Consider the following 24,999-nt stretch of genomic DNA (forward strand, 5'->3'; position numbering starts at 1 on the left):
AATGGATGCTTGAACCTTTTCATACATGAAACAAAGGAGGGCTTTGCTCAAAGTAATGGGGCGGCCCTCCTCAAGCATTCTCATATAACAAGATTCTATTATGAAGCTATACACTTACTTATACAATAAACAATATGAAGAAAAACATGAAATCTAGTTCCATACTGTTGGGCAGACTTTTTCTGCTGGGGGCGGTTTGCAGCTGTACCCAGACGGCACCGGACTATGCGTCTTACGTCAATCCGTTCATCGGTACGGGCGGACATGGGCATACCTATCCCGGAGCGGTAGTTCCCAACGGAATGATTCAGCCCAGCCCCGACACGCGTATCTACGAGTGGGATGCCTGCTCCGGATATTACTATGCAGATACTACTATCAACGGATTTTCACATACTCACGTCAGCGGTACGGGTTGTGCCGATTACGGGGATGTGTTGCTGATGCCCACTGTAGGGCGGCAGGATTACCACTCTATGGGCTCGAAGAGCCAGCAGATGGCGTACGCCTCTGCCTTTTCCCACGAGAATGAAACAGCCGAACCGGGATATTATTCCGTATTTTTGGACCGCTACGGGGTGAAAGCCGAACTGACCTCTACCAAACGTGCGGCGATTCATCGCTATACCTTCCCGAAAGCGGAAGATGCAGGCTTTATCCTCGACTTGGATTATAGCATTCAGCGCCAGAAGAATGAACAGATGGAGCTGGAAGTAATCAGCGATACTGAAATCCGTGGACGCAAGAAGACTGTATATTGGGCTTTCGACCAGTATATCAACTTCTACGCCAAGTTCTCCAAACCATTTACCTATACGCTGGTCACGGACTCCATGGCATTGGACGAAGGCGGTCCGCTTCTGCCTACAGCTAAAGCTTTACTGCAATTCCAGACGGAGCCCAATGAGGAGGTATTGGTAAAGGTAGGTGTGTCTGCCGTGGATATGGACGGTGCCCGCAAGAATGTGGAAGCCGAAATCTCCGGATGGGATTTTGACGGTGTGCGCCGTGCTGCCCGCCAGCAGTGGAACACTTATCTCTCCAAGATTGACATCGATACGAAGGACAACGACCAGCGTACCATGTTCTACACGGCACTTTACCACACGGGCATGCAGCCCAACTTATTTACCGATGCCGACGGACGTTACTTTGGTATGGACTTGAAGCCCCATCAAGGCAGGGTGGACGAGCCTGTCTACACCATTTTCTCTTTATGGGACACTTTCCGTGCCTATCATCCGCTGATGACGATTATTGATCCTGAACTGAACGAGGCTTTCATCCGTTCGCTCATCCAGAAGTCCCGCGAGGGCGGCGTCCTGCCTATGTGGGAACTGGCCGGAAACTATACGGGTACCATGATTGGTTATCATGCAGCTTCCCTCATAGCGGATTCGTATGTAAAGGGATACCGTAACTTCGACGTGCAGGAGGCCTATAAGGCTTGCCTCCGTACGGCAGAATACGATACGACGGGCATTATCACGCATCCTTTGGTTGTGCCGCATCTGATGCCGCAGGCCAAGTACTGGAAGAACAAGATTGGCTACGTGCCTTGCGACAAAGACAATGAGTCCGTGGCAAAAGCACTGGAGTATGCTTACGATGACTGGTGCATCTCTGTACTGGCAGGTGCCTTGGACGACGAAGTCAACCGCGACAAGTATGCTGCCTTTGCCGAGGGATATAAAGTTTATTTCGATCCGAGTACCCGTTTCATGCGTGGACTGGACAGTGAGGGCAACTGGCGTACGCCTTTCAACCCCCGCGCATCCAATCACCGTAACGATGACTATTGCGAAGGCACTGCCTGGCAGTGGACTTGGTTCGTTCCCCACGATGTAGACGGATTGGTAGAACTGATGGGAGGACGCGACGCTTTCATCGGCAAGTTGGATTCTCTGTTCACTGCCGATTCCAAGCTGGAAGGTGAATCGACTTCGGTGGATATTTCCGGTCTGATAGGCCAGTATGCTCACGGCAATGAGCCGAGCCATCACATTGCCCATCTCTACAACTACGTAGGCCAGCCCTGGCGTACGCAGGAGATTGTGGATGAGGTGCTGCATACGCTTTACTTCAACAACCCCGACGGACTTTCGGGCAATGAAGACTGCGGACAGATGTCTGCATGGTACATTCTGAATGCGATGGGCTTCTATCAGGTATGCCCCGGCAAGTCGGTATATTCCATCGGACGCCCGCTGTTCAACGAGGCGACCGTTCATCTGAAAGACGGCAAGTCGTTCAAGGTGATAGCCCACAACAATAGCCGCGATAACAAGTATGTGCAGAGCATTGTGCTGAACGGCAATAAGCTGGAGACTCCATTCTTCACGCATCAGGATATAGTGGACGGCGGTACACTGGAACTGACTATGGGCAGCGAACCGCTGAAGCCGGAAGAGTAAATGGATTATTATGCTCACAAGATTCCCTGATGAGCAATACCTTTAATAAGGTGGAGTCCTACCGGGAAATGAATAGCAGCAGCAACGGCATGTATTCTTTTAGCTCGTTGCGCAGAAATTCCAATGTTTTTTGTTTATAGCGGTTGACTGACTTCACACTAAGGTTCAGCTCTTCCGCTATTTCTGTATGCGTTTTTCCCTTGAAGAAGCTCTCGATGAAGACAATGCGGTAGCTCTCGGGAAGCTTGTTCAGGGTACCGTACAGCATCCGGTACATTTCGTCTAAGGTATATACACTGTCCGGTTCCGTTTCGTAGACAGGGGTTTTCTTTTTGACGACTTCCGCATAATTCCATTCATATTCCTGATGCTTCAGGTAGTTCAGGCAATTGTTCCTCACGCACATCTTGAGGTAACCCAATATCGTTTTCGGGTCTATCTCGAAGTTGTCCATGTTGTTCCATAGGGAGGCGAATACTTCGGAAACAATGTCTTCGCGAGTCTCTTTATTGTCAACAAAACGCTTGGCATACAAGCAGAAGGGGGCATAGTACTCCTCGTAGAGCTGCTTGAATACTTGTTTCTTGCTTTGTTCATTAAGAGATAGTTTCATAATATATCTACAGTATTTCGAAGGCAAATATACAATAAGAAAGTCAAATAAAAGGTTCTTTTTGAAATTTAAAAGAACAAAGCTGTGGCAATAGGCAAGTAGTATTTTGCTATTAAGGACCCAATTGAAAAAACTTTGTTTTAGCTGTCCCTTTTTGATTTCCCGATTGTATTATCTATGTAATTGCAATTATAAATAGGTTATAAGGTTTAGAGATTATGGAAAAATTAGATTCGGATTTATTGTTTCGGAAAGCACAAGCATTGGGAGATGATATCCGGGAAATGGAATCAATTGATGTGGCCAAAGCTTTTGAACGGACACAGCAGTTGATAAGGAAAAAGCGGGGTAGGCAGATGTATGATAGCTTGATGCGCTATGCCGCATTCTTGACGTTACCTTTGCTGATGATTTCGCTGACGTTGGGCTACTTATATTTCAGTGGACCGGAAGCGGTAGACTGCTACGCCGAAGTCACGGCTGCCAAAGGTTCGGTCATCCGTTATGAGCTTCCTGACCATTCGGTGGCGTGGCTCAATGCGGGAAGTACCTTGCGTTATCCCATAGTTTTCAGGAAAGACAATCGGAGCGTGGAACTGAAAGGGGAAGCGTATTTTGAAGTGCAGGCCGACAAGAAACGTCCTTTTTATGTGAACACACCGGATGGATTGAGTGTATATGTATACGGAACGAAGTTCAACGTGGCTGCCTACGAGGATGAAGAACTTATTGGTACGGTGTTGGAGAAAGGTAAGGTAAATGTGATAACCCCCAATCAGGAGACAATGGAATTGTTACCCGGAGAGCAGTTGCTTTACAATCGGAACAGTCGGAAATGGATTAAAAATAAAGTGGATGTCTACGAGAAGGTGGCTTGGAAAGACGGAAAGCTGATTTTCAGGAATGCGACGTTGGAAGAGATATTCAAAAGGCTTTCAAGGCATTTCAATGTGGATATTGAGTTTGACAATAGGTTGGGAAAGGAATACAAGTACCGGGCGACTTTCCACAAAGAGACCTTGCAGCAGATTTTGGATTATCTGGCAAAGTCGGCAGCCTTGAAGTGGAGGGTGGAAGATGCTGCGCAGCAGGCAGACGATACCCTTACGAAGGCTAGGATTATAGTAAACTTATATTAGTAACCCTTAAAACCATAAAGAGCCTATGATATAGCATAAGAAGAGCAAAAACAAAAAAGGAAGAAAACTGTCCCCACAGCTTTCTTCCCTACTCATTAAAAAACTCACGGATTTTGGTTTAGCAGACAAGAAGCCGTGAATCAAACCTTAGTTCATTTAGTAATAAACTTTAGTTAACCGCAAATGTATGAAAAATAATCATTCATTTAGTGCAGTATGCCTTAAATATACCTTAAAATTAAAACTTCCTTTACCTATGAGGATAAGTCTAATACTACTTTTTGCTGTTGTATTACAGCTTCCTGCCAGTAACGGGTACGCCCAGCGGACGCGAGGCTCCTTTTCTATGTCGAGTGTTTCCATAGAAAATGTATTGAATAAGATAGAGGAGAACTCCGACTATGTGTTCCTCTATAATAACAAGACGATTCAGGCAGACCGCATTGTTTCGGTAAACAGCCGGTCGGGAAAGATAACAGAGATCCTGGATGACATGTTCCGTGGAACAAATGTCACTTATACATTGGTAGACAATCAGATAATCTTGTCCACGAAACAGATAAAGCAACAAGAACCCAAAATCAAGGTGGACGGCGTGGTCAAGGATGCTACCGGCGAACCGCTGATTGGCGTCAACGTGAAGGTGAAGAATACCATTGCCGGTACCATTACTGATTTGGACGGCAAGTTCAACTTGGCGGTAAACAAGGGGGACGTTCTCGAAATCTCTTATGTGGGATATACTACTAAGGAAATCAAGATAATAGACGATCGAATCCTGAATGTGCTGTTGGAAGAAGATTCGCAGAAGCTGAACGAGGTAGTGGTCACTGCCCTGGGTATCAAGCGTGCCGAGAAAGCGTTGAGCTACAACGTGCAGCAGGTGAAACAAGACGAGCTGGTCCGTGTGAAGGATGCTAACTTCGTGAACTCGCTGAGCGGAAAGATTGCCGGTGTAAGCATCAACAAGAGTGCTAGCGGCGTGGGAGGAGCTACCCGCGTGGTGATGCGTGGAGCCAAGTCCATCGAGGGCGATAACAATGCACTCTACGTGGTGGACGGTATCCCTTTGTTCAACACCAATATGGGGAATACGGACAGCGGTATCATGGGTGAGGGCAAGGCCGGAACGGAAGGTATTGCTGACTTCAACCCCGAAGACATCGAAAGCCTCTCCGTGTTGAGCGGCCCTTCGGCAGCCGCCTTGTACGGTAGCAGCGCCGCCAACGGGGTGATTCTGATTACTACCAAAAAGGGCAAGGAAGGAAAACTTTCCGTCCAGTTCTCTTCTTCCACGGAGTTTAGCAAAGCCTACATGACACCGGAGTTCCAGAGCACCTACGGCAATAAAAAGGACATGTACGAAAGCTGGGGAGAAAAGCTGGCTACCCCTTCTGCCTACGATCCGAAGGACGACTTCTTCAATACCGGAACCAACTTCATCAACTCGTTGACATTGACCACGGGCACCAAGCAGAACCAGACGTTCGCGTCCGTATCATCCACCAACTCGGCCGGTATTGTGCCCAATAACTCTTACGACCGTCTGAACTTCACTATCCGCAACACTGCCACCTTCTTCAAGGATAAACTGCAACTCGACCTGGGCGCGTCGTATGTGAAGCAGAAAGACCGCAACATGGTGTCGCAAGGACAGTACTGGAATCCGGTGATGGCTGCCTACCTCTTCCCGCGGGGAGAAAACTTTGAAGACATCAAGACTTTTGAGCGTTATGATGACAGCCGTAAGTTTCCCGTACAATACTGGCCGGTGTCCGAACCTACCTACGCTTCGCAGAACCCTTACTGGACTGCCTACCGCAATGTGGCTACCAACGAGAAGAGCCGCTACATGTTCAACGTGGGGCTGACCTACAAGATTACCGACTGGCTGAACGCCGCCGCACGCTTCCGCATGGACGATACGCATGTGCTCTTCGAACGCAAGATTTACGCCACTTCCGACCAGAAGTTTGCCGAGGGAAAGAAAGGACATTATGGCTACAGCAACTATAACGACCGCCAAGAATACGCCGACTTCATGCTGAATGTCAACAAGCATATCCGGGACTTCAGCATTGCTGCTAACTTGGGCTGGAGCTATTCTAACTATTGGCTATTGGAGAGAGGATATAAAGGAACATTGAGCCTGGTACCCAATAAATTCGTGGCAGTCAACATCGACCCGGCCAATGGACGTGTCTCCGAAAAGGGCGGTGATAGCCGCGTGCGCAACCATGCCGTCTTTGCCAATGTGGAATTAGGCTGGAAGAGTATGCTTTACTTGACGCTGACCGGACGTAACGACTGGAACTCCCGTCTGGTGAACACCGACGAAGAGTCCTTCTTCTATCCTTCCGTAGGTTTGTCGGCCATCATTTCCGAAATGGTAGATTTGCCCCGGTTCATTTCTTACTTGAAGGTACGTGGTTCCTTTACCGAAGTGGGCGCTCCAATTTCCCGTTCCGGTCTGACTCCCGGTACGGTGACAACTCCCATTGACGGCGGTACGGTGAAGCCTACCTATATCTATCCGTTTACCGACTTCAAGGCAGAGCGTACCCGTTCGTATGAATTCGGTTTAAGTTTGCGTTTGTGGAACAAGTTGAGTGCAGAAGTCACTTACTACCATTCCAATACCAAGAACCAGACTTTCTTGGGTAACTTGCCTGAATTTACCGGTTACAAGCAGATTTACTTGCAGGCCGGTAATGTGGAGAACCGCGGATGGGAAGCCTCTTTGGGTTACAATGACAAGCTGAAGAACGGACTGGCATTCTCCTCCACATTGACATTTTCGCGTAACGTCAACAGAATTAAAGAAATGGTGGATGGTTACCATACTGATTTGTTGGACGATCCCATCCAGATTTCTGAAGTTGTGAAAGATGGCGGACGTATCATTTTGAGGAAAGGTGGCAGCATTCACGACATTTACGCCAATACCTTCTTGAAGAAAGATCATCAGGGTTATGTAGAGATAAAGAGTGACGGTACGTTTGAACTGGATAATAGCGGTAAGCCCGTCTATTTGGGCAAGACTTCCCCCGACTTCAATATGGGATGGAACAACTCCTTGTCGTACAAAGGACTCGGACTCAGCTTCCTGCTCAACGGACGTTTCGGAGGTGTGGTTACCTCCTCTACCGAAGCATTGCTCGACCGTTTCGGCGTGTCGAAGCGTTCGGCCGAGGCACGTGACAATGGCGGTGCATTATTGCCGGGACAGGGCAGGGTAGATGCAAAGACCTACTACCAGATGATTGGTACAGGAGGTTACGAGACCTCCGGCTACTATGTCTACAGCGCTACCAACATCCGTTTGCAGGAGTTGACACTCAGCTACACCATGCCCAACCGCTGGTTTGGCAACGTACTGAAGGACGTGACGGTTTCCTTCATTGCCAACAATCCCTGGATGTTGTACTGCGAGGCTCCGTTCGACCCCGAACTGACTCCCTCTACCGCCACCTACGGACAAGGCAACGATTACTTTATGCAGCCAAGTGTGCGTAGCTTTGGCTTTGGTATTAAATTCAAATTATAACAGACCGACTTTTAATATGAAAAAGATAAATCAATATAAGCTTTTAGCGGGAATATATGCCCTAGCATTGTTGGCATCCTGCGATTACGAGGAAATCAATACCAATTGGGCTGAAATGAACGAGAAGGAAGAAGCCATGGACGGTGTTGCCGTCGGAGGATTGGTGACAACGATGGAGCAGACCGTCTTCCCGGTAGGGACACAAGCCGACGATACGGACATCATCAACATGTACCAGACCGACTATCATCTGTCTGCCGACTGCTGGAGTGGATTCTTCTCACAAAACAACTCTTGGAACGGTGGTAACAACAATACCAGTTATTATTTGATTGACGGATGGATTAAGGGTACTTATGCACGTTCTTATACCAATGCACTCGACCCGTGGAAAAAATTGAAAGCCGCTTCTGAAAAGAACGACACTCCCGAAGTCTTTGCCTTGGCACAAGTATTGAAGATTTCTGCTTGGCACAAGGCGTTGGAGAGTTTCGGGCCGATGCCTTATTCACATGCAGCCGATGCTACGATGAACATTCCTTTCGACTTGGAGAAGGACATATATGCTGCCATGTTCAAAGACTTGGCCGATGCTGTGGAGGTTTTGACCAAGAAAGCGGATGCCGGGGTGACCATTATGGGAGATTATGATGCGGTTTATGCGGGTGACTCTAGGAAATGGGTGAAGTATGCCAATTCGCTGATGCTTCGTCTGGCGATGCGCGTACGTTTTGCCGATGCCGAACTGGCAAAGCGGTATGCGGCTTTGGCCGTGAAACACTCCATCGGAGTGATGACCTCCAAAGACGAAGAGGCGCAGATGAGTTCGGGTGCGGGCATCACTTTCCGCAACAACATCGAGTGGTTGGCCGAGCAGTACAATGAATCGCGCATGGGGTCGTCCATGTTCTCTTACCTGATGGGTTACGAAGACCCACGTCTGAGCGCTTACTTCAAACCGGTGGATGACAAATGTACTTTGGGACAGTTGGCATTCGATGGCAAGAAATATCAAGCCATTCCTGCCGGGCATCTTTACGGGCAGAACGATGTCTATACGACATTCTCAAAGCCGAATATCAAAGGTGACACTCCGACCTATTGGATGCGTGCTTCCGAAGTCTATTTCTTACGTGCTGAAGCTGCTTTGGTGTGGGGAGGTGAATTCGGTAATGCCGACGAACTCTACAAGCAAGGTATTGGGATGTCGTTCCAGGAAAACGGGGTGACAGCTTCGGTCGATGATTACATGAACTCCGGCAATGTACCAATCAAGCATGAGTTCGGTGGTTCTTACTCTTGCAGTTTTTCCGCCCCTCGTGCCGTTACAGTCAAGTTTGAAGGCAGCCGGGAAGAAAAATTGGAGAAGATTATTATCCAGAAGTGGCTTGCGCTCTTTCCCAACGGTCAAGAGGCTTGGACGGAGTGGAGAAGAACTGGCTATCCCGACTTGAATCCGGTGATGGCAAACAGAGGTTCGTTCCAAGGAGCCACCATTGAAAAAGGAGTGCGCCGAATGATTTATCCGACCAGTTTCCATCAGACAACGGAGGACGAGGCCAACTATCAGGCCATCCTGAAGTTGCTCAATAATGGGAAGGGTGGTGAAGACAAATCTTCTACCCGTCTGTGGTGGGATTGCAAGTGATAAACGATGTCTTACGTTAGAAATAAGAAAAATATGAAAAAATTGAAGAAACTATTATATATTGTTCCGTTGCTTGGTTTGATGGCTACTGCCTGCACGGATATTGAGAGCATTGAGATAGATCATATCGGTGGTAACAATACCAAAGATGACGTGGAGAGCGAAGCGTACTATGCCGACTTGCGCGCGTATAAAGAAACCGCCAAGAATTATGGCCGCCCCGTTGCGTTCGGCTGGTTTTCCAACTGGGCGCCGACGGGAGCCATGCGGAGGGGGTATCTCACTTCTGTGCCCGATAGTATGGATATCATATCTATGTGGAGCGGTGCCCCAGGACGTTATGAAATCACTGAGGCGCAGAAGAAAGACAAGGAGTTTGTGCAAAAAGTGAAAGGCATCAGGTTATTGGAAGTCTGCCTGCTTTCACACTTGGGCAAAGGGCGCACCCCTACTTCGGTATACGATGAAGTGGAAAAAAAAGCCATAGAAGAGGGTTGGAGCGAAGCTAAGCTGACAGAAGAAAGAAAGTTTGCTCGCTGGGACTTCTGGGGGTTTACTTCGCATGACTTGAACAACAAGGAAGAGCTGGAACGGGCTCTTTCCAAATTTGCCAAAGCCATCTGTGACTCGTTGGTGACCGGCGAGTGGGACGGATATGATATCGACTGGGAACCGGGTAACGGTTTCAATGATTCCGACGGTACTATCGGCAGCCGTAACATCGGTTTCGTGGTGAAAGAGTTGGGCAAATACATCGGTCCTAAGAGCGACCCGGAGAACAAAGGGCATAAACTGCTATGCATCGACGGGCATATCAATGATTTCTTGCCTGAGATAGAAGATTATGTGGATTACTGGATAGCTCAGGCGTATGGGCAAGCTTCTCCTTATTTGCATTCGCCTGGCAATATCAATGAGAAACTCATTGTCACGGAGAACTTCGAATCGTTTGCTTCCAATGGAGGGCAATTGTTGAAACAGGCCGCCTGGATGCCGGAAGAAGGGTATAAAGGCGGTGTGGGAGCTTATCGCTTTGATAATGACTATGACAATGCACCCGATTATAAATGGATGCGTCAAGCCATACAGATTAATCAGCGTGTGTTCAACGAATGGAAAGAAAGCAAAGGAAAAAATAAGTAGTGAATCAAATTTTAGAATATGAAAGATATGAATAAATATTTGTTGAAATATATGGTGTTTTGCTTCATAGCCATGCTGTCGGTCAGTTGCAATGATAGCGAAAGTGATTTGCTGGAACCTAAGGTCTATTTTGAAGAAAGGGAGTACCGGATAGAGGTGGAAGAGGGCGAAGCGATGACCCATGAGTTGCGGGCACGTGTGTCATCCTTGTGTGCTTCGCAGGTAGAGGTGTCTTATGAAGTGGCCGATACTTCTGTAATTGAGGCTTATAACAAAAAGTATGGAACGGAATATGAGATGTTCGATGCTACTGCCGTAGATTTGGGAAATGCTGTTGCCACTGTTCCTTCCGGAGAGGTGTATGCCGGATCGGTATCGGTGAAATTTTCTAAGTTGGATAAGGTGGAAGAAGGTAAGTCTTATCTGCTTCCGGTGCGTGTACGGTCTGCTTCTCTACCGGTTTCCCAAGGGGGAGATGTGGTTTATTTTATCCTCCACAAGCCCGTGCGGATTATGAAGGTGGCTCGTGTGTATAACAATTATGTGAGGATACCTTTGCTTCCCGGTACCCAATTCACATCCGTTACTTACGAAGCATTGATTTATATTGATTTCTTTGGAAACAACAATACTGTTATGGGATGCGAGGGAACTCTGATTTTCCGTATCGGTGATGCACCTTTGCTGGAGAAAGACCATTTGCAGATTGCAGGCAAATCGGAATACAGCGTTTCTCAGGCTTTGGGAACCGGGAAATGGTATCACGTGGCGTTCACTTACAATCAGCCTACCGGCAAGACTGCCATCTTCATCAATGGAGAAAAAGCTTCCGAAGCGGTTTGGGATATTCCGAGCTTCGATTTCGGTAAGGGCGACTTCTTTATCGGTAAGGTGGCCGGATTCATGTGGGGCGAACGTCCGTTCTATGGTCGCATGAGCGAAGTCAGACTTTGGAATGTGTCGCGCACGGAGAGTCAAATCAAGGAAAACATGATTACGGTTGACCCGAAATCGGAAGGCCTTGCTGCTTATTATAAGTTGAACGGAACCGACCAGTTCCAAGACGGAGAGACGTGGAAAGTGAAAGATGCTTCCGGTCATGGAATGGACGGATTGGTGAATGGAGGCGATAAAGCCCTCGGCATCGTGGAATTGGATGAACCGATAACTATTAAATAGCAGGATTCCGGTTTGGATATGAATGCAAGTTCTTGCAACTACCAATTACAAGAACTTGCATTCTTTCTTTTACCGACATGTCTTTATTCTTTATCCTTCTATTCTGCTAATTAAAATTAAAAAATAATCTGCAGTATTAGTGTTTTTGCCGAGTGAATTGTTTTATTAACCAATAAAAGGCAAAAGAATGTGTCTCAATAAACTTAAATTTAGGATGAAAAACATGAAATCTATTGCATGGCAAGCCGGATGTCTCTTGTGGTTGGGCATGGCGGTATGCAACTGTACTCCGGCTTCTTCAGGGGAAGACTATGCATCTTACGTAAATCCGTTTATCGGTACGGGGGGGCACGGACATACCTATCCGGGCGCAGTGGTACCCAACGGGATGATTCAGCCGAGCCCCGACACGCGCATCTTTCAGTGGGATGCTTGTTCCGGTTATTACTATGCCGATTCCACCATTAACGGATTCTCGCACACGCACCTCAGTGGAACGGGTTGCGGTGATTATGGCGATGTGCTGCTGATGCCCACCGTGGGCCGTCAGGACTATCATGCGATGGGGAAGAAGAGCCAGCAAATGGCATACGCCTCGCCTTTCTCGCACGGGCGGGAGAAGGCAGAACCGGGATATTATTCCGTATTCCTCAACCGTTATGGCGTACAAGCCGAGTTGACCTCTACCAAGCGCGCCGCCATTCATCGCTACACGTTTCCCAAGTCTGGGAAAGCAGGATTTATCCTTGACCTTGACTACAGCCTCCAGCGTCAGAAGAATGAAGAGATGAAGCTGGAAGTCATCAGTGATACAGAAATCCGCGGACATAAGAAAACCGTTTACTGGGCTTTCGATCAATACATAAACTTCTATGCCAAGTTCTCCAAACCGTTTACTTATACAATGGTGACCGATTCCATGGCATTGGATGAAGGGGAACCGCTGCTGCCCACCGCCAAGGTGCTATTGCAATTCCAGACGGAGAAGGATGAGCAGGTGATGGTGAAGGTGGGTGTTTCAGCTGTGGATATGGACGGTGCCCGCCGGAATGTGGAAGCGGAGATACCCGGATGGGATTTTGACGGAGTGCGTCGGGCAGCCCGCCAATCATGGAATGAATACCTTGCCAAGATAGATATCGAGACGGAGGATGAAGACCAGCGTACCATGTTCTATACGGCGCTTTATCATACGGGTATGCAGCCCAATCTGTTTACCGATGCCGACGGGCGTTATTTTGGCATGGATTTGAAAGTGCATCAGGGTAGCGTGGAAGAGCCCGTCTATACCATTTTCTCTTTGTGGGACACGTTCCGTGCCTACCACCCGTTGATGACGATTATCAATCCGGATTTGAACCAAGCTTTCATCCGCTCGCTCATCCAGAAGGAGCGCGAAGGCGGTGTATTTCCCATGTGGGAATTGGCGGGCAACTATACGGGCACGATGATAGGCTATCATGCTGCCTCCCTTGTGGCAGATGCCTATATGAAGGGCTATCGCGACTTTGATGTACAGAAGGCATACCGCGCTTGCCTGCGTGTGGCGGAGTATGACACTACTGGTATTATCACCCATCCTTTGGTATTGCCTCATTTGATGCCGCAGGCCAAATATTGGAAGAACAAGGTCGGTTACGTGCCTTGCGACAAGGATAATGAAGCAGTAGCTAAGGCCTTGGAGTATGCCTACGATGACTGGTGCATCTCTGTGCTGGCCGGTGAGTTGGGCGACACGCTGAACCAACGGAAGTATGCTGATTTCAGCAAGGGCTATCAGAACTATTTCGATCCAGTTACCCGTTTTATGCGTGGACTGGATAGCAAAGGCAATTGGCGTACGCCGTTCAATCCCCGCTCTTCCAACCATCGCAGTGATGACTATTGTGAGGGGACTGCCTGGCAATGGACCTGGTTTGTTCCTCACGATGTGGAGGGACTGGTGGAACTGATGGGAGGCCGTGAAGCTTTTATCGGTAAGTTGGACTCGCTGTTCGTGGCCGATTCTTCACTGGAAGGTGAACTAGTGTCTGCCGACATTTCCGGCCTGATAGGGCAGTATGCCCATGGTAATGAGCCGAGTCACCATATCATTCACTTCTACAACTATGTGGGCCAACCCTGGCGCACGCAGGAGTTGGTGGACGAGGTACTGCAGACGCTTTATTTCAACAATCCGAACGGGCTTTCGGGTAATGAAGACTGTGGGCAGATGTCGGCATGGTATGTACTGAATGCCATGGGCTTCTACCAAGTTTGCCCAGGCCGTCCGCTCTATTCCATCGGTCGCCCGTTGTTCGACAAGGCGACAGTGAACCTTAAGGATGGAAAGAAATTCACGGTGGTGGCCACGGACAACAGTCGTACGAACAAGTATGTTCAGAAGATGTTGTTGAACGGCGAGGAATTGGTACGCCCGTTCTTTACGCATCAGGACATAACGGACGGTGGCACTTTGGAGTTGATAATGGGCGACAAGCCGGTAAAGACAAACAATTGATAACGTGCGATTAGTTATGAATCACAATAATTACCGTAACCCGGTTTCCTGGGTGCCTTCCGTTTATTTTGCCATGGGGCTGCCTTTCATTGCAGTCAACCTGGTCTCTACGTTCATGTTTAAGGATTTGGGCATATCCGACACGCAGATTGCCTTCTGGACTTCTATCATCATGATGCCCTGGACGTTGAAGTTCCTTTGGAGTCCGTTCCTGGAGATGTACCGCACAAAGAAGTTCTTTGTGGTTATCACCCAGTTGTTGAGCGGATTGCTGTTCGGACTGGTGGCTTTTTCGTTGAAGTTCGATTACTTTTTTGCCATTAGTATTTCGACAATGGCAGTCATCGCTTTCAGCGGAGCCACGCACGATATAGCCTGCGATGGCGTGTATATGGCGGAACTGTCACCTGCCGACCAAGCCAAGTACATCGGTGTGCAGGGGGCTTTCTACAACATCGCCAAATTGGTGGCGAACGGCGGACTGGTGGCGATGGCGGGTATGCTGGCCCAGAGTTTCGGGGCGATGGAAGGCCGTTCTATGCAGGAGAACATGTCTGCTTATAAGGAAGCGTGGATGATTATCTTTATCGTCATTGCCGTGTTGCTGTTGCTGTTGGGGGGGTATCATTCACGGATGTTGCCGTGCACGCAGAAGCGGCAGGACGCCAAGCGTTCGGGCGCGGAGGTGATGCGGGAACTGTGGGCGGTGATAAGGAATTTCTTCACAAAGCGCCACATCTTCTATTACATTTGCTTCATTATCCTCTACCGCTTTGCTGAAGGGCTTGTGATGAAGATTGCACCGCTCTTCTTGCGCTCCTCGCGTGAGGTGGGGGGATTGGGGCTTTCGCTTACTGAAATCGGTACGTTGAACGGTGTCTTCGGTTCAGCGGCTTTTGTGCTGGGATCCTTGTTGGCAGGCATCTACGTGTCGAAGCGCGGGCTGAAGAAGACGCTGTTTTCGCTCTGCATCGTGTTCAACTTTCCGTTCGTGGCCTACACGCTACTCGCCATTTATCAACCGGAGAACCTTTATCTGATAGGTGCGGGCATCGTGGCGGAGTATTTCGGTTACGGCTTCGGCTTCGTGGGGCTGACGTTGTTCATGATGCAGCAGATTGCTCCCGGCAAGCATCAGATGTCACACTACGCCTTTGCTTCCGGCATCATGAATTTGGGAGTGATGCTTCCGGGGATGATGAGTGGTTTCTTTAGTGATTTGTTGGGGTACGAGAAGTTCTTCACTTACGTGCTGTTGGCCGCCGTACCGTCGTTGCTGATAACATACTTCATTCCCTTTACGCATGACGATGAGGTGAAGTAAGCTTTGCAGCATGAATGAGACTTGTTGCATAAAAAACTATTGAATAAAAGAATATAATCTGTGCCCATCTGTGTAATCTGTGGTGCAAAGATAAAAATCCAAAATATTATGAACAATAAATTTACTTCAATCCCTTGGGAAGAGCGTCCGGCAGATTGTGCGGACGTGATGTGGCGTTATTCGCAGAATCCCGTTATCGGACGTTACCATATTCCGACGTCCAACAGTATCTTCAATAGTGCAGTGGTGCCTTTTGGCGACGGATTTGCCGGTGTGTTCCGTTGTGACAACCGGGCGGTGCAGATGAATATTTTTGCCGGTTTCAGCAAGGACGGCATCCACTGGGAAATAGAGCATGAGCCAATCAAGTTCAAGGCCGGGAATACGGACATGATAGAGTCCGAATATAAATACGACCCGCGCGTGACATGGATTGAGGATCGCTACTGGATTACGTGGTGCAACGGCTACTACGGTCCCACCATCGGTATCGGCTATACTTTCGATTTCAAGGAGTTCTTCCAGTGCGAGAATGCTTTCTTGCCTTTCAATCGCAACGGTGTATTGTTGCCTCAGAGGTTCGATGGCAAATATGCACTCTTGAGCCGTCCCAGCGACAGTGGCCATACACCTTTTGGCGACATCTACATCAGCTTCAGCCCCGACATGAAGTTCTGGGGCGAACACCGCCATGTGATGGCTCCCACACCTTTCCCCGAAAGTGCCTGGCAATGCACCAAGATAGGGGCGGGTTCGGTACCGTTCCTCACGGACGAAGGTTGGCTGATGTTCTATCACGGCGTGATAACCACTTGCAACGGTTTCCGTTACTCCATGGGGGCGGCTATTCTGGATAAGGACAATCCTGCCAAGTTGCTCTACCGCACCCGTGAGTATCTGCTTGCGCCTGCTGCTCCATACGAACTGGCAGGCGATGTACCCAATGTGGTGTTCCCTTGCGCAGCATTGCAGGATGGAGAACGTGTAGCTGTATACTACGGTGCAGCCGATACGGTAGTGGGGCTTGCCTTTGGCTATATCCGCGAGATTCTGGAGTTCACGAAGCGCACAAGTATTTTGTAAGCACCAAGCAGTTGGCAGGCGCTTGGTATTGCTGAAAAAAACGTCTGCCGTAACTGTCTTATACTTAGTGAAATATCACTGCAAAGATACTGCATGCTTTTTGCAGTGATACTGCAGAGCCGTTGCAGCGCCACTGCAAAGCCGTTGCAGCGCCACTGCAAAGCTGATGCAGCGTTACTGCAAAGCTGTTGCAGCGCTACTGCAAAGTAGTTTGCAGTGTCACTGCAGACCGTTTGCAGTAACGCTGCAGAGTGCATGCAATGACACCGGCATGGGTAGCGTGCTCACTAACTAATAAAGAACAAATCCCTACTATATTATGAAACGACTGATTACTTTCTGTATCATCTCCTTTGGAATGCTCACGGCATCTATGGCTGCGGAGAAGCAACCGACGGACTATGTGAATCCTTTTATTGGTACCACCAACTTCGGCACTACAAATCCGGGAGCCGTCTGTCCCAATGGAATGATGTCCGTAGTGCCCTTCAACGTGATGGGCTCGGAGGACAACAAATACGATAAAGATGCCCGCTGGTGGTCCACTCCCTATGAGTATCACAATTGTTTCTTCACCGGATATTCGCATGTCAATTTGAGCGGTGTGGGCTGTCCGGAATTGGGTTCTTTGCTGCTGATGCCCACTACGGGAGAGTTGTCCGTGGATTATAAGGAGTATGGAAGCCGCTATAAGGACGAGCAGGCATCCCCCGGATATTACAGCAACTTCCTGACCCGCTACAATGTGAAGACGGAAGTGACGGCAACTCCCCGCACGGGTGTGGCGCGTTTCACCTTTCCTGCTGGGCAAAGCCATGTACTGCTGAATCTGGGCGAAGGTCTGACCAATGAATCGGGAGCTTTTCTGCGTCGGACGGGTGAGTGCGAGTTTGAAGGTATGAAGCTGCTGGGTACTTTCTGCTATAATCCGCAGGCCGTTTTCCCCATCTACTTTGTGATGCGTGTCAACAAGCAGCCTGCTGCTTCGGGCTACTGGAAGAAGCAGCGCCCCATGACCGGTGTAGAGGCCGAATGGGACCCCGATAACGGACGCTACAAACTTTACACCCGCTACCAGAAGGAACTGGCGGGAGATGATATCGGCGCCTATCTTACATTCGATACCGAAGAAGGCGAGCAGGTGGAAGTACAGATGGGAGTCTCTTTTGTGAGCATGGAGAATGCCCGCCTCAATCTGGATACCGAGCAGCAGGGAAAGAACTTCGGTCAAGTGCTGGAGGAAGCCCGTCGCCGCTGGAACGATGACCTTTCGCGCATCCTTGTAGAAGGAGGTACGGAGGAACAGAAAACCGTTTTTTATACGGCACTCTATCATACGCTGATACATCCCAATATCCTGCAAGATGTGAACGGGGAATATCCCGCTATGGAGAGTGATAAGATTTTGACTACCCAAGGCGACCGTTATACCGTCTTTTCTTTGTGGGACACTTACCGCAATGTGCACCAGCTTCTTACGCTGGTATATCCCGAACGACAATTGCAGATGGTGCGTTCCATGCTCGACATGTACCGCGAACACGGCTGGCTTCCCAAATGGGAACTCTACGGACGTGAGACGCTGACCATGGAAGGTGACCCTTCCATTCCCGTCATCGTCGACACCTGGCTGAAAGGTCTGCGCGACTTTGATATAGAACTGGCCTACGAGGCCATGTGCAAGGGAGCCACCCTGCCGGGAGCGGAGAATCTGCTCCGTCCGGACAATGACGACTACGTATCATTGGGATATGTGCCCCTGCGGGAGCAGTATGACAATTCCGTTTCGCATGCCCTGGAATACTATATTGCCGACAATGCCTTGTCGCGCATAGCCGCTGCGCTTGGCAAGAAGGAGGATGCCCGTCTGTTCCACGAACGTTCGCTGGGCTACAAGCATTATTACTGTAAGGAGTACGGTACTTTCCGTCCTATCCTGCCTAACGGTGAATTCTATGCTCCTTTCGACCCGAGGCAGGGAGAGAACTTTGAGCCGAACCCCGGATTTCACGAAGGTTGTGCCTGGAACTATACTTTCTATGTTCCCCACGATGTGAAAGGGCTTGCCCGGCTCATGGGTGGAAAGAAGCCGTTCGTAGACAAGCTTCAGCGTGTGTTCGACGAAGGACTGTACGACCCTGCCAACGAACCGGACATTGCATACGCCCATCTTTTTTCTTATTTCAAGGGTGAGGAGTGGCGCACGCAGAAAGAGCTGCACCGCCTTTTGCAGAAGTATTTCAAGAATGCCCCCGACGGAATTCCCGGCAATGATGATACCGGAACGATGTCCGCTTGGGCTATCTTCAATATGATGGGCTTTTATCCGGATTGTCCCGGAGAACCGGCTTATACGCTGTCTACTCCGGTATTTGATAAGGTGACCATAAAGCTCGACCCTAAGTATTGGGGACGCGACCAACTGGTGATAGAGACGGAACGCCCGTCGGCAGAGTCGCTTTATATCCGTGAAATGGAACTGGGAGGAAAAAAACTGTCCCGATATCGTATCACTCATGAAGAACTGGTGCAGAGTGGAAAACTGCGATTTAGTCTTCGATAGGTATTGTGAGTCAGGATAGCATCGGTGATGGTTTAGGTTGCCCGTCGTTGACAGAGTTCATGTCAGTGGCGGGCTTTTCTATGCAGGTTGGCTTCCGGTAGGTTGATAGGGTATTTCGAACCAGAATTCGGAACCTTTCCCCGGAATAGAGCTGACGCCCACTTTTCCGTTCATTTTCTCGGCAATCATGGTGCAGATGGAGAGTCCGAGACCCGTGCCTTGTTTAAAACTGTTTAGCTTGACAAAGCGTTCGAATACATCCTTTTGCTTTTCAGGAGGAATGCCGCAACCGGTATCACGGACAAAGAAGCGAATCCTGTCTTCTTGCGGCAGGTGATAACCAATGTCGATGAAACCTTCTTCCGTATGCTTGAGGGCGTTTGACAGATAGTTGTTCAGTACTTGTCTTACCCGTTTGGGGACTGTGTGAATAATACAGTAATCCGCACCGGGCAGGAGACGTATACTGACTTCGGACGGAAGTTTCAGTTTTGCCATCGTCTGCATTTCATCAAGCGTCTTGTTTACATCCATATCTCCTTCTGTGAATTCGAGAATGCCAGCTTCGATGCGTGACAGGTCGAGAATATCATTAATCAGTTGCAGCAGCAGTTGGGTGTTTTCTTCGATGATATGTATGTATTCCTTTGTATCTTCGTCTTGTATATAATCGGAAAGTATGGAGGAGAATCCGACGATGGCGTTTAGCGGAGTACGTATCTCGTGGCTCATGTTGGCGAGAAAAGCCGATTTCAGGCGGTTGGCTTCTTCTGCTTTCTCTTTGGCTGCCAGCAGTTCGGTGATGTCCAGTGCAGAACTGACAATCCACCTCTCTTTCCCTTTGTTGTAGGACACCAGCGTTTTGTGAAACGACAGAATATACTCTCTGCCTTTGGGATTGACAAAGTGTTTGATGTAGGACTGGGGAGTTTCCGACTCTTCAACTTCTTTGTCTGTCTCTTGGATGAAATTATCTTGCATTAGGGGTTTGAACTCCTCTTCATAGTGTCCCACAATATCCTCAGCGGGGACTTCCATCATCTCTGCCGCTTTTTTGTTCCATATCAGGTAACGTCCTTCATCGTTTTTATCTTTTACTGTAGTGGCGATGGGAAGGTTCTCCAGAATACTTTCAAGGAAGAAACGGTATTTTTCGTTTTCCCGGCGTTGGACTTCATCTTCCGTAATGTCGCGTATGAAGGCTATGACATAATTTCTGTTGAGGTAGACCATGCGCACTGCGATATATAGTTTCTCACCACTTTCTATTCTTATCTTTAGGGTCAGGCTGTCCGAAGTGCGGGTATTCAGTACGCGTAACAGCGACGTCATGTATTTCCGGCATTCATCGGCGTCTGTCACTAAATTATTGATATTTAGAACTCCCGGATTCAGGAACGGAAGTCTGTTTGCCTTTTCGGTAGGTGTATTAAGTAGTTTTACGACAAAACCTTGTCTGTTCAGCAGATATACCGGAATGTCTATTGCCCGGATAATCTGCCTGTTCAGACTTTTGTATTTATAATTTATCCAGTATAGAAAGCTTGCAGATGTAGCGGCAATCAACAGAAATAACTGTATTTCTCCAAATAATGTAAGATGCATACGCGGTGTCTTTCATTTCGTCTGTCCCCGTTGACGAAGGTTATTATATAAAAAGCGCGAGGACTGTTATTGCCTATCTGCATTCGAGGCTCTGGAAAATGCCCACGTCATAAATAGACAACAGTCCCCACGCCTAAGTATATAATAACATAGACGTGAAGAAACTGTTGCTATCATCCCATGACGTTTATTGAATTTTCCAGATTCCGAATAGGCAGGGATAATAACTTTCGCTTCTTGCGTTCTTATCGAATCAAGTCAAAAATGGCCGTTATCACTATAACTGCCAAGACTTTGGTGCAAAAGTAGTATATTTTTTGGGATGTACGGTATGATGAGGAGAATAAAGTGTATATGCAAACAAAGCGTGATGGTATTTGACCGTCACGCTTTGTATAGCTTGCCATTAAAAATTGTTAGAGAGAATTGTTAGAGGATTTATTTCATGGCTTCTATAGTGTATCCTTGTTGCTTCAGAAGGTTCAACACTCCATTGTCTCCGGGCAGGTGTCCGGCGCCGACTACGAAAAGGGTAGGGGCTTCTGTCATGATAGCAGGCATCTTTTCAACCCATGCCTTGTTGCGGTTGTCCAGCATGGCTTCCATCTCTCCGGGCAGCGGGTCGCATGAATTGCCGTCGCGCTCTTCCATCAGTTGCAGCATGGCATCCAGGTCCTGCTTTTCATAAGCGGCAATCAGGCGCTTGCTTTGCTCGATACCTTTCTCGATGTCACTGATAGCGCAGTAGAGGAGGTTTGCCTGGCGTTGCAGCGTCTGGCTGTTGAACAGAATGTCTATTTGTGACTGGGCTGTTTCCAGACCGCCAACTTTCTTGCCTTGCTGTCCGGCCTGCTGCTGGAAGTAAGTGTCGAGCTGTTCTTGCGGGTTGAAGCCCGGAGTATGTTTCATGTAGAGCAGGACGACAAGCTGCTGGTTGATGGCAGCCGGTTTCAGTTGAGCAAGCATGGCGATGTCTACCATCATATTCTCTTTTACAACTTTACCCACTTCTTCGTATTGCTCGGGAGTAAAGAGGTTTTGCAGCGTGGTGTCTTTGGGCATCATCATCTGCTGTTGCATGCTTTGCATGAAGGCGGGAGTCGCCATTTCGCTCATCACGACCTCACCGTAGACTTGGGTGGTTTCGTTCATGGCCTGCGGCATGGCGGCGATGCTGTCCTTGATGCTGAGTGGAGAGAGATGGTAAGTACCGAAAATATAGGATGGTTTCTCTAATCCTTTACCGGATACTTTCCATAAAAGTTGTGCATTGGCACTCAGCGCAATGCTGATGAATAAGAGGATGCCTAAAAGTTTCTTCATTGCTTTCTTCTTTTAATTGTTTCTGGACTATCAGTCGGGAAAGAGTAAAGAAAATCACAAGAAGGGGAAAAATTAGTATCATTTTATTCTTCCTCCGCAGAGCCAGTGTTGGGTGTAATATTTTTCCCGGAGGTTGCTGACTATGACTCCCTGGCTGGTACTGGCATGGATAAACTTGCCGTCCTTGAGGTAAATACCCACATGGGCTACTTTTTTGCGGGAAGCACGGCTGGTGAAGAACACCAAATCTCCCTCACGCAAGTTGCGGCGGGAGATTTTGCTGCTCTCTTTCAGTTGCCCGTCTGTGCTTCTCGACAGACGGGTGTGATAAACTTTCTTATACAGTTGCGATACCAGTCCGGAGCAGTCCGTTCCACGCTTGCTGTCACCGCCTGCACGATAGGGAGTGCCTATCCATTCGGAGGCATGGATGTACAGCTTGTGGTTGTCCTGCAGTTCAATATCCACTCCCAAACGGACGGATGCCTGTGCCAGGGCTTTGTAGTCCAGGCGTGGCGCGGAGGTATGGCAGGAACTTAGACCTATCAATATGATGGTAAGAGCTACTATATAAGAAAGATATTTTTTCATGCTTCCGCGTTTTTTTCTTCTACCGTTTTTTCTTCTTTTTCCGTTATTTCTTCTACGGCTTCTTCTTCTACCGTTTCTTCTACTACGGCTTCTTCCTCCACGCCGACGTTGAAGTAAGCTTCCAGTTCCTGCTCGGCAGAGTTGTTCTCATTTCGTATATCGCGGATAATAACACCGTTTTCCAGCAATGCAATACGCGGGCAAACGTCCACTGTATGATTTAGGTTATGGCTGGAAATGATGACGGTGGCTCCGTGTTCTTCATTGTATCTTTTCAGCAAGTGTTTGATTACGGACTGTGAACTGGGGTCAAGGAAGTTGAACGGTTCATCCAGAATCAACAGTTGCGGGTGATGTAGCATAGCGGAGATGATGCCGATTTTCTGCTTGTTTCCGGCAGAATAGTTGCGGATGAATTTCTTCTGGCCCATTACCTCGCCGTTCATGAAGCGTTCGAAGGGAAGCAGGCGTTCGTCTACTTCCTCTTTCTTCAGACCATACATCTTACCGATGAAGTAGAAGTATTCTTCGGGGGTGAGGTAGTCTATCAGGAAACCGTCGTCTATAAAGGCTCCCGTGAAGTTCTTCCAGTCCTCACTTTTGCTGACGTCAATGTCATTGATGGTTACATTGCCCCGGTCTGCCTGCAGCAAGTCAAGAATCAGACGGAAGAGGGTGGTCTTGCCTGCACCGTTGTTGCCTACCAGTCCCAGCATATCGCCTTGCCCGATGGTGTAGTTCTCTATATCTACGGCTTTTTTTGTGCCGAAATTCTTTTGTAAATTGTTGATGCGTATCATGTTAGTGATTGATGTTTAATGATTTCTATTTCTGTCTACTGTCCCTGAAGCCTTCCATATTCTTGTAGCGGCGTTTCATGAGCCGGTGATATACATTCATCAGCCAGAATTTGGAAGTGGCGATAAATGCCACGCCGATGCCGATAAGTATCCAGGGGGTGACCTCTTTGCCAAAGATGGCATTCAGTGCAAAAAGCAGCAGTAAAGGTATGCCGAAAGCACCTCCTGAAATCAGATTCTGCAGACCGGTGCCTATATTCTGCCGGCTGGTCATCTTTGAATTCAGGTCGGTAGTCTTGTTGTTGTAGACTGCCAGTTGGAACAGACAGCAGTATACGGCTCCCGGAATGAATATCAGCCATGCAATGCAACCGAGTACGGATACCTTCCCGGTAACCATACCGGGAATCATCAGAATCGTAGGAATGAGCAATGCAATGCTGTACAGTATGTATTTGGCACGCAGCAGCGAGTAGATAGATTCCTTGCGGCTCATCAGTCCGTCAATGTAATTGCCTTCGTAACCCATCAGTGTGCTGAGGAACATGATGCCGAAGATAATGTAATTATAAAGGACGAAGAAATCTCTCAGACCTCCGTCATACACATCGGAAAAGCTAATGATACTACTGAACATTATCACTACACCGGTGATGGAATAGAGCGAACGCTTACAAATCTTGTTGCGTAGCAATAACTTGAGTTCCAGTCTCATGTATTCGCCTATTTCGCCGTAGCGGTCGAGGAATTTGTATTCGGATACATGTTTTATCCGTGTATCTTCCACTTTGTTCAGTTCATTGTAGATGAGTTTCTGCATCAGGGTGCGGTTGATGAACCACATGAGGGCGATGGCAGCCAGTACACCGATGAATGACAGTATATTACCGGTGATGAACCCTTCTCCCAGATTGACAAAACAGTCGAAAAGCGGACTGTTGTCCGGAATGAATAGTGCGGCGGCAATGCCACCATATACTACTACCGGTAATGCCAGCCACCAGATGCGCTCACCCATCAGTGTGCGGCACAACAAGAACCAGTAGTTATTGAATACCATCAGCAGCCAGATGCCAATGCAATAGGTCAGCACACCACTGATTCCATAGAATTTGGTGACGGTGATGATGGAAAACGGAACAAATAGAAACAGCCAGAACAGATTGAAGCCATCCAGTCCGGAACGGATCAGCAGGAAGTCTATAAGACGATTCTGTTTGATGGGAAGCAGTAGGTAGGGCTTCACTTCCTGGGTGGGTGTTTTTTGGAAAGGCAGGCGTATCAGGAAATCCAGCACAAGGACAAATATCAATCCGGAGTTCATTACGTGATAGGCTTCTGTGGCACCGCCGTCAAAGGCGAATGCAAAGGTCGTACCGAAGAATATCAGGTAACCGGCCCAGAAGACAAACATGAAGTACATCCAGAATTTTCCGAATTTACTTTTTTCGTACATCGGATTTCGTTTTTCTGCCAGTTTTCCGTGCTTGCGCAAATCTAAGAAAAGACTCATAGTATTTGTATATA

Annotated in this window: 16 protein-coding genes; 10 read left to right on the plus strand and 6 right to left on the minus strand. The window is 48.3% G+C overall.

Features of this window, described 5'->3' with window-relative positions:
* The first annotated feature begins 134 nt into the window (after window positions 1-134).
* Window positions 135-2,414, plus strand: coding sequence for a GH92 family glycosyl hydrolase (locus JXR92_RS08050; RefSeq protein WP_138345105.1), 2,280 nt, complete (start codon window positions 135-137; stop codon window positions 2,412-2,414).
* Window positions 2,415-2,472: 58 nt separating this feature from the next.
* On the opposite strand, the gene JXR92_RS08055 is transcribed toward JXR92_RS08050, so the two are convergent.
* Entirely contained in the window at window positions 2,473-3,027 is a 555-nt protein-coding gene (locus JXR92_RS08055; RefSeq protein ID WP_117588972.1) for an RNA polymerase sigma-70 factor, read from the minus strand.
* A gap of 218 nt (window positions 3,028-3,245) precedes the next feature.
* On the opposite strand from JXR92_RS08055, the gene JXR92_RS08060 reads away from it, so the two are divergent.
* The 9 genes from JXR92_RS08060 to JXR92_RS08100 all read left to right on the plus strand — a co-directional run bounded on the left by JXR92_RS08060 (window position 3,246) and on the right by JXR92_RS08100 (window position 19,153).
* Entirely contained in the window at window positions 3,246-4,166 is a 921-nt protein-coding gene (locus JXR92_RS08060; RefSeq protein WP_117958555.1) for a FecR family protein, read from the plus strand.
* Window positions 4,167-4,422: 256 nt separating this feature from the next.
* The gene (locus JXR92_RS08065; RefSeq protein WP_226791310.1) at window positions 4,423-7,713 is read left to right on the plus strand and encodes a TonB-dependent receptor; all 3,291 of its coding nucleotides are present in this window, start codon (window positions 4,423-4,425) and stop codon (window positions 7,711-7,713) included.
* A 16-nt stretch (window positions 7,714-7,729) separates the two neighbouring features.
* Window positions 7,730-9,361 carry a SusD/RagB family nutrient-binding outer membrane lipoprotein gene (locus JXR92_RS08070; RefSeq protein WP_117958554.1) on the plus strand — a complete coding sequence of 544 codons (1,632 nt, stop codon included), beginning with the start codon at window positions 7,730-7,732 and terminating at the stop codon, window positions 9,359-9,361.
* A gap of 33 nt (window positions 9,362-9,394) precedes the next feature.
* The gene (locus JXR92_RS08075; RefSeq protein ID WP_117601153.1) at window positions 9,395-10,504 is read left to right on the plus strand and encodes a glycoside hydrolase family 18; all 1,110 of its coding nucleotides are present in this window, start codon (window positions 9,395-9,397) and stop codon (window positions 10,502-10,504) included.
* 27 nt (window positions 10,505-10,531) lie between these two features.
* Window positions 10,532-11,683 (plus strand): DUF1735 and LamG domain-containing protein, encoded by a 1,152-nt coding sequence (locus JXR92_RS08080; RefSeq protein ID WP_117588989.1) that lies wholly within the window; start codon window positions 10,532-10,534, stop codon window positions 11,681-11,683.
* Window positions 11,684-11,897: 214 nt separating this feature from the next.
* Complete coding sequence (locus tag JXR92_RS08085) at window positions 11,898-14,183, plus strand: GH92 family glycosyl hydrolase (protein ID WP_171030415.1); 2,286 nt, start codon at window positions 11,898-11,900, stop codon at window positions 14,181-14,183.
* Window positions 14,184-14,199: 16 nt separating this feature from the next.
* Complete coding sequence (locus JXR92_RS08090; RefSeq protein ID WP_117588977.1) at window positions 14,200-15,507, plus strand: MFS transporter; 1,308 nt, start codon at window positions 14,200-14,202, stop codon at window positions 15,505-15,507.
* A gap of 108 nt (window positions 15,508-15,615) precedes the next feature.
* Window positions 15,616-16,590, plus strand: coding sequence for a glycoside hydrolase family 130 protein (locus JXR92_RS08095; protein WP_117965961.1), 975 nt, complete (start codon window positions 15,616-15,618; stop codon window positions 16,588-16,590).
* 319 nt (window positions 16,591-16,909) lie between these two features.
* Entirely contained in the window at window positions 16,910-19,153 is a 2,244-nt protein-coding gene (locus JXR92_RS08100; RefSeq protein ID WP_138345107.1) for a GH92 family glycosyl hydrolase, read from the plus strand.
* A 78-nt stretch (window positions 19,154-19,231) separates the two neighbouring features.
* Here the strand turns inward: JXR92_RS08100 and JXR92_RS08105 are convergent, their stop codons facing one another.
* The 5 genes from JXR92_RS08105 to JXR92_RS08125 form a co-directional block, all read right to left on the minus strand.
* Window positions 19,232-20,758 carry a PAS domain-containing sensor histidine kinase gene (locus tag JXR92_RS08105; RefSeq protein ID WP_138345109.1) on the minus strand — a complete coding sequence of 509 codons (1,527 nt, stop codon included), beginning with the start codon at window positions 20,756-20,758 and terminating at the stop codon, window positions 19,232-19,234.
* Window positions 20,759-21,196: 438 nt separating this feature from the next.
* Entirely contained in the window at window positions 21,197-22,081 is an 885-nt protein-coding gene (locus JXR92_RS08110) for a TraB/GumN family protein (protein WP_005835496.1), read from the minus strand.
* 78 nt (window positions 22,082-22,159) lie between these two features.
* Window positions 22,160-22,672, minus strand: coding sequence for a C40 family peptidase (locus JXR92_RS08115; protein WP_005828855.1), 513 nt, complete (start codon window positions 22,670-22,672; stop codon window positions 22,160-22,162).
* Window positions 22,669-23,472, minus strand: a complete 804-nt coding sequence (locus JXR92_RS08120) for an ABC transporter ATP-binding protein (RefSeq protein WP_057282038.1) — start codon at window positions 23,470-23,472, stop codon at window positions 22,669-22,671. Before JXR92_RS08120 ends, JXR92_RS08115 begins: the two co-directional genes overlap by 4 nt.
* Before the next feature lie 25 nt (window positions 23,473-23,497).
* Complete coding sequence (locus JXR92_RS08125) at window positions 23,498-24,985, minus strand: DUF5687 family protein (RefSeq protein ID WP_138345111.1); 1,488 nt, start codon at window positions 24,983-24,985, stop codon at window positions 23,498-23,500.
* Between the last annotated feature and the right edge of the window lie 14 nt (window positions 24,986-24,999).

The sequence above is a fragment of the Bacteroides parvus genome (assembly GCF_017309675.2).
In the GTDB taxonomy this organism is placed as follows: domain Bacteria; phylum Bacteroidota; class Bacteroidia; order Bacteroidales; family Bacteroidaceae; genus Bacteroides; species Bacteroides uniformis.